Source organism: Streptomyces sp. NPDC032126, from assembly GCF_055580085.1.
On the sequence record NZ_JBVIMA010000002.1, the window covers coordinates 567582 to 579116 of the forward strand.

Annotated in this window: 10 protein-coding genes; 6 read left to right on the top strand and 4 right to left on the bottom strand. The window is 71.6% G+C overall.

Annotation, left to right across the window (positions count from 1 at the left end; all coding sequences use genetic code 11):
- Positions 1 to 6 precede the first annotated feature (6 nt).
- The 6 genes from ACZ5NW_RS11075 (at position 7) to ACZ5NW_RS11100 (ending at position 7811) form a co-directional block, all read left to right on the top strand.
- Positions 7 to 672, top strand: coding sequence for a DUF3105 domain-containing protein (locus ACZ5NW_RS11075; RefSeq protein ID WP_468743510.1), 666 nt, complete (start codon positions 7 to 9; stop codon positions 670 to 672).
- The gene (locus ACZ5NW_RS11080; RefSeq protein ID WP_468743511.1) at positions 669 to 1292 is read left to right on the top strand and encodes a DUF305 domain-containing protein; all 624 of its coding nucleotides are present in this window, start codon (positions 669 to 671) and stop codon (positions 1290 to 1292) included. Before ACZ5NW_RS11075 ends, ACZ5NW_RS11080 begins: the two co-directional genes overlap by 4 nt.
- A 220-nt stretch (positions 1293 to 1512) precedes the next feature.
- Entirely contained in the window at positions 1513 to 3453 is a 1941-nt protein-coding gene (locus ACZ5NW_RS11085; RefSeq protein WP_468743512.1) for a S53 family peptidase, read from the top strand.
- A gap of 77 nt (positions 3454 to 3530) precedes the next feature.
- Positions 3531 to 3926, top strand: a complete 396-nt coding sequence (locus tag ACZ5NW_RS11090) for a DUF6153 family protein (RefSeq protein WP_468743513.1) — start codon at positions 3531 to 3533, stop codon at positions 3924 to 3926.
- A gap of 95 nt (positions 3927 to 4021) precedes the next feature.
- Entirely contained in the window at positions 4022 to 5677 is a 1656-nt protein-coding gene (locus tag ACZ5NW_RS11095) for a multicopper oxidase family protein (RefSeq protein WP_468743514.1), read from the top strand.
- A gap of 79 nt (positions 5678 to 5756) precedes the next feature.
- Positions 5757 to 7811: an NAD(+) synthase gene (locus tag ACZ5NW_RS11100; protein ID WP_468743515.1), complete on the top strand. Its 2055-nt coding sequence runs from the start codon at positions 5757 to 5759 to the stop codon at positions 7809 to 7811.
- Here the strand turns inward: ACZ5NW_RS11100 and ACZ5NW_RS11105 are convergent.
- The 4 genes from ACZ5NW_RS11105 to ACZ5NW_RS11120 all read right to left on the bottom strand — a co-directional run bounded on the left by ACZ5NW_RS11105 (position 7808) and on the right by ACZ5NW_RS11120 (position 11495).
- Positions 7808 to 8227 (bottom strand): hypothetical protein, encoded by a 420-nt coding sequence (locus tag ACZ5NW_RS11105; protein ID WP_468743516.1) that lies wholly within the window; start codon positions 8225 to 8227, stop codon positions 7808 to 7810. The genes ACZ5NW_RS11100 and ACZ5NW_RS11105 overlap by 4 nt on opposite strands.
- Positions 8228 to 8302: 75 nt before the next feature.
- Positions 8303 to 9538 (bottom strand): MFS transporter, encoded by a 1236-nt coding sequence (locus tag ACZ5NW_RS11110; RefSeq protein WP_468743517.1) that lies wholly within the window; start codon positions 9536 to 9538, stop codon positions 8303 to 8305.
- Positions 9539 to 9633: 95 nt separating this feature from the next.
- Positions 9634 to 10683, bottom strand: coding sequence for an endonuclease/exonuclease/phosphatase family protein (locus ACZ5NW_RS11115; RefSeq protein WP_468743518.1), 1050 nt, complete (start codon positions 10681 to 10683; stop codon positions 9634 to 9636).
- Positions 10684 to 10862: 179 nt separating this feature from the next.
- A complete protein-coding gene (locus ACZ5NW_RS11120) occupies positions 10863 to 11495 on the bottom strand; it encodes a TetR/AcrR family transcriptional regulator (RefSeq protein ID WP_468743519.1) in 633 nt (210 codons plus the stop codon).
- Positions 11496 to 11535: the final 40 nt, after the last annotated feature.

Here is an 11535-nt window from a genome sequence, read left to right on the forward strand (position 1 = left end):
TGGCCCATGGCTTCCGCCAAGAACAAGAACAGCGCCGCGCGCAAGGCGCGCATAGAGGAGATGCGGCGTGCCGAGAAGGCACGCGAGCGGCGGGGCCGGATCCTGACGATCACCGCGAGCGTGGTCGTCGTGGCCGGCCTGGTCGTCGGCGGCGTCTTCGTCGTGCGCTCCCAGTCGGACGACGACTCCTCGAACGACGCGAAGAGCGCCGTGACCGGCAAGTTCGTCACGGGCGCCGACGGTGTGAAGACCTGGCAGGGCGACCTCGGCCGCACCCACGTCACCAAGGACGTGACGTACCCGGTCGAGCCCCCGGTCGGTGGCAACCACAACCCGGTGTGGCTGAACTGCGACGGCAACGTCTACACCGAGCCGGTGAAGAACGAGAACGCCGTGCACTCGCTGGAGCACGGCGCGGTCTGGGTGACGTACACCAGCAAGGCGTCGAAGGCCGACGTGGAGGCGCTCGCCGCGAAGGTGAAGAAGACGCCGTACACGCTGATGAGCCCGGACGAGAAGCAGAAGGACCCGATCATGCTCACCGCCTGGGGCCACCAGCGCACGGTGACGAGCGCGAGCGACCCCAACGTCGACAAGTTCTTCCAGACGTATGTGCAGGGCAAGCAGACCCCCGAGCCGGGGGCCTCCTGCACGGGCGGGACGATGAAGTGAGGCGGCACATCGGGTGGATCGCGGGGGCCGCGGCGGCGGTCCTCGTGGCGGCCGGCGCGATCACCTACGCGGTCGCGGAGGACGGGGGTTCCGACGCGACGCCGTCGGCCTCGTCGGCGGACGCCGGGTTCGCCCGGGACATGGCGGTGCACCACCAGCAGGCCGTCGAGATGTCGTACATCGTGCGCGACCGCACGAAGGACGCGGAGGTGCGCCGGCTCGCCTACGACATCGCGCAGACCCAGGCCAACCAGCGCGGCATGCTGCTCGGCTGGCTGGACCTGTGGGAGCTGCCGAAGGTCTCCTCGGACGAGCCGATGGCCTGGATGGGCATGGCCGGCATGGCCTCCGGCGAGGACGGGGCGCTGATGCCGGGCATGGCCACCGACACCGAGCTGAAGAAGCTGGAGGGGCTCAGCGGCAGGCAGGCCGAGATCTTCTACCTCCAGCTGATGACCGCCCACCACAAGGGCGGCATCCACATGGCCGAGGGCTGTGTCGCCAAGTGCACGGTCGGCGTGGAGAAGCGGCTGGCCCAGGGCATGGTGGACGCGCAGCAGTCGGAGATCGCGCTGATGACGGACATGCTCAAGGAGCGGGGCGCCAAGCCGCGTTCATAGGTCCGCCCGCGTTCCTGGGTCCGTCGCGGATCCCCGCAGGGGTGGCGTTTCCCAAGTCATAGGGTTTTCCCTCGACTTCACGGACGTATCCGCCAAATCCGTACAGGATGCGGCGACTTGGCTTCTTCTTGGTTTTCGCATTCCCCTGGCATGAACGGTTCATCGAAAGAGTTGCCGGATCGAGTGATCCACTCGCGACGAACCACGTACAGGGGGTCCTATGAGATCCAACCGTGCCGCGCTGCGCGCCGGGGTGAGCATGGCGGCGACACTGCCCATGCTCGCCGGCGCGATCGCGCTCGGCATACCCGCGGCGCACGCCGCGGATGCCCCGACCCGGGACGCACTGGCCGGCACCAAGCCGGCCTGGGCCACGGCCAAGGCCGACCAGGGCGCCACCGCCGACAGCTCCAAGCTCTCGCTGCGGGTCTACCTCGCCGGCCGCGACGCCAACGGCCTCGCCGCCTACGCCCGGGCGGTCTCCGACCCGCACTCGGCGGCCTACGGCAAGTACCTCAGCGCCAAGCAGGCGCAGGCCCGCTTCGGCGCGACCAAGGCCCAGGTGGCCGCGGTCAAGTCCTGGCTGACGTCGGCGGGCCTGACGGTCACCGGCGTCTCGCAGCACTACGTCACCGTCACCGGTGACGTAGCCGCCGCCGAGAAGGCGTTCGGCACCCAGCTGCACAACTACACCAAGGGCGGGCACACCTACCGCGCGCCCGCCAAGACGGCCACGGCTCCGGCGAGCCTCGACGGCGCCGTGCTGACCGTCACCGGTCTGGACAGCGCCCCGCACACCGCGAAGGCCAAGGACCAGCTGCCGCCGCCGGACGCGGTGTTCAAGAACTCCGGGCCGTTCTCGTCGTACTACGGCTCGAACATCGCGAGCACGCTGCCGGACGCCTACGGTACGAAGATCCCGTACGCCGTCCAGGGCTACACCGGCAAGCAGCTGCGGGCCGCCTACGGCGCGGGCAGCTACACCGGCAAGGGCGTGCGCGTCGCCATCACGGACGCCTACGCCTCGCCGACCATCGCCTTCGACGCGCAGACCTACGCGAAGAAGCACGGCGACGCCGCCTGGAAGACGGGCCAGCTCAGCCAGGTCCTGCCCGCGAAGTACTCCAAGACCAAGGAGTGCGGCGCGGCCGGCTGGTACGGCGAGGAGACCCTGGACGTCGAGGCCGTGCACGCGGTCGCGCCGGCCGCCAACGTCGTCTACGTCGGCGCCGAGTCCTGCTTCGACGACGCCCTGCTCGACTCGCTGAGCAAGGTCGTCGACAACCACCTGGCCGACATCGTCTCCAACTCCTGGGGCGACATCGAGGCCAGCCAGACGCCGGACCTGGCGGCCGCCTACGACCAGGTCTTCCAGTTCGGCGCGGTCGAGGGCATCGGCTTCTACTTCTCCTCCGGCGACGACGGCGACGAGGTCGCCAACACCGGTACGAAGCAGGTCGACACCCCGGCCAACTCGGCGTGGGTGACGGCGGTCGGCGGCACCTCGCTGGCGGTCGGCAAGAACAACACGTACCTGTGGGAGACCGGCTGGGGCACCCAGAAGGCGACCCTGGCGGCCGACGGCAAGAGCTGGACCGGCTTCCCCGGCGCCTTCACCTCGGGCGCGGGCGGCGGCACCAGCAAGACCGTGCCGGCCCCGTACTACCAGAAGGGCGTCGTCCCCGACGCGCTCGCCAAGGCCAACAGCGCCGACGGCAACCGCGTCGTCCCGGACATCGCGGCGATCGCCGACCCGAACACCGGCTTCAAGGTCGGCCAGACCCAGACCTTCCCGGACGGGTCGCAGCAGTACAGCGAGTACCGCATCGGCGGCACCTCGCTGGCCGCGCCGGTGATCGCGGCCGTGCAGGCGCTGGCCACCGAGGCCGGCGGCGGCAAGGCCCTCGGCTTCGCCAACCCGGCGATCTACGCCAAGGCCGGCTCGAAGGTGTACCACGACGTCACGGACAACCCGACCGGCTCCGGCCTGGCGGTCGCCCGGATCGACTTCGTCAACGGCCTCGACGCCACCGGCGGCCTGGCCACCTCCGTGCGCAGCCTCGGCAAGGACAGCTCGCTGTCCGCGGTCAAGGGCTACGACGACGTGACCGGCGTGGGCTCGCCCGCGAAGGGCTACGTGGAGTCGTACCGACGCCACTGAGTTCCCGCGTGACAGTGCGCCCGTTCCCTTCGGGGGACGGGCGCACCCATATACCCGGTGGGGGTAGGCTGCGCGCCATGAGCACGAGGCGGAGGACGACGTACGGACGGCTGCTGCTGTTCGCCGTCCTGCTGCTCGGCGTGCTGACGATGCACACCCTCGGGCATCCGTCGGAGCACGGCACGACGGGCAGCCCGCCGGTGGCCGCGGCGTTGACGACACGCACCTCGGCATTCACCCCGGCACACGACGCGGCGCACTCCTCGACGCCCTCGACGACCGGCATGGACCCGGCGTCCGTGTGCCTGGCGGTGCTCGGCGGCTTCACGCTGCTGGTACTGCTCACGGCGGCCCCCGGTGCCCGCCCCGCCTCCCCGGCCCCACCCGCCGGGACCCGCCTCCCGCGCGCCCTGTGGCCCCGGCCACCCCCACCCCGCCTCCTCCTCGCCCGCCTGTCGGTGCTGCGCCTCTAGGCCGGCGCTCGGCTGTTCCGGCGTACCCGCGCATATGGAGCAGCAGACGCCATTCCCGGCTTTCCGCACCACATGTGACGAGGTGTACTGCACTCATGCGCACTCCTACGCGCCGGGCCGTGCTCGGCGGATCTCTCGCTGTCGCCGGCACGGGCCTTCTGACCGCCTGTTCCGGCTCGTCCGACTCCGGCCACCGTTCGGGGCACGGCTCCGGAACCGGCTCCGGCAGCACCCCGGAGGGCTATGTCGACCCCTCCGGCGCCGAGGTCGCCGCCGCCGAGGAGCGGCGCGGCTCCGGCGGGGCGGTCCGCAGGATCGCCCTGACCGCCGCCGCGACCTCCCTCGACCTCGGCGGGCGCACGGTCCCCACCTGGACGTACGGCGGTGATTTGCCCGGCAGGGCGATCCGGGTCACCGCCGGCGACACCCTCGACGTGACCCTCGCCAACCACCTCCCCACGACCACGTCCCTGCACTGGCACGGCATCGCCCTGCGCAACGACATGGACGGCGTCCCCGGCCTCACCCAGCGCGACGTCAAGCCCGGCGCCGACTTCACGTACCGCTTCAAGGTGGCGCACCCCGGCACGTACTGGATCCACCCGCACACCGGGGTCCAGCTGGACCGGGGCCTGTACGCCCCACTGATCGTCGACGACCCCAGGGAGCCCCTGGCGTACGACAAGGAGTGGCTGGTCGTCCTGGACGACTGGCTCGACGGGGTGGACGGGTCGACACCGGACGCCGTGCTGGCGGAACTCACGCACGGCCGGGGCGGCATGGCCATGGGCGACGGCTCGGAGACCGGCCAGGACATGGGCATGGACATGGACATGGGCGTCGACATGGACATGGGCGACATGGACATGGGGGACGGCATGCGCACGGGCAGCGGTTCGCCGTCCGCCCGCTCCGGCCCCTCCCGCATGCTGATGGGCGCCACGAGCGATCTGCTCGGCGGCGACGCGGGCGATGTGGCGTATCCGTACTACCTGGTCAACGGGCGTACGGCACAGGCGCCCTCGGTGCTCCGAGCGCGCCCCGGCGACCGGATCCGGATCCGGTTGATCAACGCGGGCGGGGACACCGCCTTCCGGGTCGCGCTCGGCGGGCACGAGATGACCGTGACCCACAGCGACGGCTACCCGGTCCGGCACACCACCGCCAAGGCGCTGATGCTGGGCATGGGCGAGCGCTACGACGTGCTCGTCACCGCCAAGGACGGCGTCTTCCCGCTGACCGCGCTCGCCGAGGGCAAGAACGCGACCGCCATGGCGCTGCTGCGCACCGGCGGCGGCGAGGCGCCGGACCCGTCCGTCCGCCCGCAGGAACTGGACGGCAGGCCGCTGACCGCGAACAAGCTCCAGGCGGACGAGTCGGTGGCGCTCCCCCGCAAGGAACCCGACCGGACCGTGGAGATCCGGCTCACCGGCGGGATGGAGCACTACGACTGGGCCTTCGACAAGAAGCCGTACACCGCCGATCAGCGCCATCCGGTGCGCCAGGGCGAGCGGGTGCGGGTGGTCTTCTCCAACTCCACGGCCATGTGGCATCCGCTGCATCTGCACGGCCACACCTTCCAGCTGGCCAAGGCGCCGGGCGGCGCCCGCAAGGACACCGCGCTCGTCCTGCCGAACGGCAGGCTCACGGTCGATTTCGACGCCGACAACCCGGGCCTGTGGATGCTCCACTGCCACAACGTGTACCACGCGGAGGCGGGGATGATGACCGTGCTCGGCTACCTCAGCTGACGGGGCGTGGGGCGGGCGGGACGAGCCCCCGGGTGAGCCCCCCGCCCCATCGCGTCGCTCTGACGATTACACTGATCCCGTGCCTCCGTTGAACTTCTGGTCGATCTATCAGCACGGCTTCGCACGTGTCGCCGCGTGCACGGGCCACACCGTCATCGCCGACCCGCACGCCAACGCCGACGCGGTCCTGCGCCACGCGCGCCACTGCGCCGAGGACGGTGTCGCGGTCGCCGTCTTCCCGGAGATGGTGCTGTGCGGCTACTCGATCGAGGACCTGCTGCTCCAGGACGCGCTGCTCGACCAGGTCGAGGAGGCGCTCCGGGAGGTGGTGGCCGGCTCGGCGCAGCTGCTGCCGGTGCTGGTGGTCGGCGCCCCGCTGCGCCACCGCAACCGGGTCTACAACTGCGCGGTGATCGTGCACCGCGGCCGCGTCCTCGGCGTCGTGCCCAAGTCGTACCCGCCGAACTACCGGGAGTTCTACGAGCGCCGCCAGATCGCCGACGGCGCCGACGAGCGCGGCGGGACGATCCGGGTGGGCGGCGCGGACGTGCCGTTCGGCGTGGATCTGCTGTTCGCGGCGGACGACGTCCCCGGTCTCGTGCTGCACGCGGAGATCTGCGAGGACATGTGGGTGCCGGTGCCGCCCAGCGCGGAGGCGGCCCTCGCCGGCGCGACCGTCCTCGTCAACCTCTCCGGCAGCCCGATCACGGTCGGGCGGGCCGAGGACCGCAAGCTGCTGTGCCGCTCGGCGTCCTCCCGCTGTCTCGCCGCGTACGTCTACGCGGCGGCCGGGCTCGGCGAGTCGACCACCGACCTGTCCTGGGACGGCCAGGCGATGGTCTACGAGAACGGCGTGCTGCTGGCCGAGACCGAGCGGTTCCCGCTCGGCGACAGTTACGCCGTGGCCGACGTCGACCTCGATCTGCTGCGGCAGGAGCGGCAGCGGATGGGCACGTTCGACGACAACCGCCGTACGCACCGCGCCCGGACCGCCGACTTCCGCAGGGTCGGCTTCGAACTCGATCCGCCGCTCACCGACCTGGGGCTGCGCCGCCGCCTGGAGCGCTTCCCGTTCGTTCCGGCCGACGCCGACCGGCTCGCCCAGGACTGCTACGAGGCGTACAACATCCAGGTCGAGGGGCTCCAGCAGCGGCTGGCGGCGATCGGTGGCCCGAAGGTGGTCATCGGCGTCTCCGGCGGCCTGGACTCCACGCACGCGCTGATCGTCGCCGCCCGCGCGATGGACCGCGCGGGACGCCCCCGCACCGACATCCTGGCCTGGACCCTGCCCGGTTTCGCCACCAGCGACCACACCAAGGACAACGCCCACCGGCTGATGCGAGCGCTCGGGGTCACCGCGGCCGAGCTGGACATCACGCCGACGGCGCGGCTGATGCTGAAGGAGATGGACCACCCGTTCGCGTCCGGCGAGCCGGTGTACGACGTCACCTTCGAGAACGTGCAGGCCGGTCTGCGCACCGACTACCTGTTCCGGCTGGCCAACCAGCGCGGCGGCATCGTGCTCGGCACCGGCGACCTGTCCGAGCTGGCGCTCGGCTGGTCGACGTACGGCGTGGGCGACCAGATGAGCCACTACAACGTCAACGGCGGTGTGCCCAAGACGCTGATCCAGCATCTGATCCGCTGGGTCATCACCAGCGGCCAGCACGACGAGGAGACCAGCGCGATCCTCGCCGCGATCCTCGACACCGAGATCAGCCCCGAGCTCGTACCGGGCGAGGAGATGCAGTCCACCGAGTCGAAGATCGGCCCGTACGCGCTGCACGACTTCACCCTCTTCCACGTGCTGCGCTACGGCTTCCGGCCGTCGAAGATCGCCTTCCTGGCCTGGCACGCCTGGCACGACCCGGACGCGGGCGCCTGGCCGCCGAACTTCCCGGACGCCAAGCGGGTGGCGTACGACCTGCCGGAGATCCGGCGGTGGCTGGAGGTGTTCTGCCGCCGCTTCTTCGGCTTCGCCCAGTTCAAGCGCTCGGCCATGCCGAACGGCCCGAAGGTCTCGGCCGGCGGCTCCCTCTCGCCGCGCGGCGACTGGCGGGCCCCGTCGGACAGTTCGGCCCGCACGTGGCTGCGCGACCTCGCCCGCTTCGACCCGCCGGAGACAAGCGCCTAGGGCCTGCCCTGACCGGTCATCCGGCTGAATCCCGCCTGGCGGGTGTGCAGGGTGACGGTGGCGGTGCCGTCGCCGAGCATCTCGGCCTTGCGCCGCAGCTGCTCGGCGACGGCCGCGCCGGGTTGTCCGTACACGTCGATGCTCCGCATCCGGATGAGTTCGCCGAACGCGCGGAACCTGGGGCCGCCGAGCCGCAGATGCAGCTCCAGGGACGCCGCGTCGGGGTGCACGGCGACGACGGTCATGGTCGACCCGGTGTCGTCGATGAAGAAGGCGTAGGCGAGCAGCCGCGGTTCACGTTCCTCGACGAACGCGGCCAGCTCCCGCATGCCGTCCCGGACCTCCGCCAGCTTTCCCTCGCGGATGTCGGAGCGGTCGACGTAGTAGAGGGGGCCCGCGTCGGTGGATTGCGCCATACCCCCGGAACCTATCCCCGCGAGCCCGCTCCCGCTCCCGCAGCGCGCCGGGGCGGGAGGGGCCCGTGTCCGTCGCTACCGGGTGCCGTCCAGGGCGTCCACCGCCGGGCGCTCCGGGTGATGGACGGCCACCAGGCGCTCGCGGCCCGCCGTCGCGAGCGGTGTCCGGCGCCGGTCCACCGCGTAGGCCACGGAGGCCACCGCGAGGCCCAGTACGGCGAGCGCCGCTCCGGCGAGCGCCGGGGAGGTCACGCCGAAGTCGGCCGCCAGGGCCAGGCCGCCGATCCAGGCGCCGCCGGCGTTGGCGAGGTTGAAGGCGGCCTGGTTGGCGGAGGAGGCCAGGGAGGGCGCCGCCGTCGCCTTCTCCATGACCATCAGGTTGAGCGGGTTGCCCGCGACGAAGGCGGCGATGCCCAGGAGGACGATCGCCAGCGCTCCGCTCCACTGCGCCCGCATCAGGAGCGGGAAGAGCGCCAGCACGGCCGCCAGGCAGGCGAGGCCCGCGAAGAGGGTGCGGCGCATCGCGTGGTCGGCGAGACGGCCGCCCAGCAGGTTGCCGATGGTCGCGCCCACGCCGAACAGGGCGAGCAGCAGCGTGACGCTCCCCTCGCTGTACCCGGCGGAGCCGGTCAGCATCGGGGTGATGTAGCTGTACGCCGAGAACAGCGCCCCGAATCCGGCGACCGTGGTGCCGAGCGCCAGCCAGACGGGGAGCGACCGCAGGGCCGCCAGCTCGCCGCGCAGGCCGACGGCCGGGGCGCTGCTCACCTCGCGCGGGATCAGCGCCACCAGCGACGCGACGGCCGCCAGGCCGATCACGCTGACGCCCAGGAAGGTGGCCCGCCAGCCCAGGTGCTGGCCGACGAGCGTGGCCACGGGGACGCCCGCGATGTTGGCGACGGTCAGGCCGAGGAACATCAGCGAGACCGAGCGGGCCTTGCGTTCGGGGGCGACCAGGCCGGTGGCCACCACGGCGCCGACGCCGAAGAAGGCGCCGTGCGGCAGGCCGCTGAGGAAGCGGGCGGCGAGCAGGGTGTCGTAGCCGGGGGCGAGGGCGGACAGGGCGTTGCCGACGACGAACAGGCCCATCAGGGAGATCAGGACCTTGCGGCGGGAGAGGCGGGCCGTGGCGGCGGCGAGCAGCGGGGCGCCGACGACCACGCCGAGGGCGTAGGCGGAGACCAGGTGTCCGGCCGTGGGGAGGGAGACGCGCAGGTCGTCGGCGACGTCGGGCAGCAGGCCCATCATCGCGAACTCGGTCGTACCGATGCCAAAAGCTCCGACGGCCAGGGCGAGCAGGGCCAGAGGCATGAAGGGCCTTTCAGGTGAGCGGGATCCGTACCATCATATGTTCAAGTACGGAACAAACTCTCCACGGCCCGGAATTCCGCCGGGTGAAGGCCGGACTACGAGCCGGTGACATTCACCCGCGCCGCCACCGGCAGGTGATCGCTCCCCGTCTCCGGCAGCGTCCACGACGTCACCGGCTCCACCCCGCTCACCATGATCTGGTCGATGCGGGCCATCGGGAACGACGCCGGCCAGCTGAAGCCGAAGCCGTTGCCGGCCGCACCCTGCGTGGAGCGCAGCTGCGAGGTCACCGCGTTCAGGGAGCGGTCGTTCATGGTGCCGTTGAGGTCACCGAGCAGGATCTTGCGCGGCAGCGGCTCGTCGGCGATCGCCTCGCCCAGCGCGTCGGCGCTCTTGTCGCGCTGCCGGGCGGTGAACCCGGCCTCCAACTTCACCCGCACCGAGGGCAGATGGGCGACGAACACCGCGACCTTCCCCTCGGGCGTCGTCACCGTGGCCCGCATCGCGCGCGTCCAGCCCAGCTTGATGTCGACGGCCCGCACCTGGCTCATCGGGTACTTGCTCCACAGCCCGACGGTGCCCTCGACCTCGTGGTACCGGTACGTCGACGCCAGCGCCCTCTCGTACGTCGGCACCGCCGACGCCTTCAGTTCCTCCAGGGCGAGCACGTCCGCGCCGGAGGCGGCCACGGCGCGGGCGGTGCCGGCCGGGTCGGTGTTGTCGGCGTTGACGTTGTGCGTGGCGACCGTGAGGTCACCGCCGCCGCCGGTCTTGTCGGTGAGCAGCCCGCCGAAGGAGTTCAGCCAGACCGTCACGGGCAGGGCGAGGGCGATCAGCGCGGTCGCCGACCTGCGGACCAGCGCGCACGCCAGGAGCACCGGGATCAGCACCAGGCCGAGCCACGGCAGGAACGTCTCCGTGAGGCTGCCGAGGTTGCCGTAGCGGTTGGGGATGTGCGAGTGCAGCAGCATCACCAGGGCGAGCGCCACCGCGAAGGCGGTGACGACGAGGCCGCGCCGCCAGATCCGCCGGTCGCCGCGCCACCCCGAGACGAGACGTCCGATCAGGCGCCGAAGCCGGGTTCCCCGCCGCTCGGGACCCGAGCCACCGTTGTCCGTCTCCGTCATGTACGCCTGCTGCGCCATACCGTCGCCTCACTGCCTGCCGTGCACACCGTCCGTCCCCCCGGGTATGACCCTAGGGGATGATCGGTTCCATTCCTGCCGTCCGGGGACGGCCGTACGGACCCGATGACGAACGGGGGCGCACCGTCAGTTCCTCGACGCGTTCCTGACGCGTGGTCTGTAACCAAACGCGCACATCGCTACTGGTTGTCCGTTGAACTGACGGGGCGTAGGCCCGTGAGCAGCGCGTCGACGATCCGGGCCGGCAGGTCCTCGCCCAGATCCCCGTCGAGGCGCAGCACGGCCCGGACGAGCATGGGGCCGACGAAGAGGTCGTTCACCAGCTCCAGGTCGAGGTCGGCGCGCAGTTCGCCGTTCTCCTGGCCGCGGCGCAGCACCTCGATGCCGAGGCGCCGCCGGGGTGCTATGACCGTGTTGTGGTACGCCGCCCAGATCTTCGGGCTGCTCTTCATCTGGACCTGCGCGTTGTGCAGGATCGCCGAGGAGCGGTTGGCCAGGCCGCGGCGGCGCAGCGACTCCAGGAGCACGATCAGGTCGTCGCGCATGGAGGTGCCCGGGAGTTCGGGGTCCGCGGGCTCGGCCGCGCGCAGCACGTCGACGAAGAGCTCCTCCTTCCCGCTCCAGCGGCGGTAGATGGCGGCCTTGCCGACCCCGGCGGTGCGGGCGATGCGCTCGATGGAGATCTCGGTCAGCGGAACGCCGTCCTCCAGCAGCTTCATGACCCCTTCGAGGATGGCCCGTTCCACGGCCTCACTGCGCGGCCGACCCCGGCCGGGGCCCCCGGTGGTGGCGCGCGTGTGGGCAAGGCTCACGTCCGTCCGTCCCTTCGTCGTCCTGAACGCATTCTCCCCG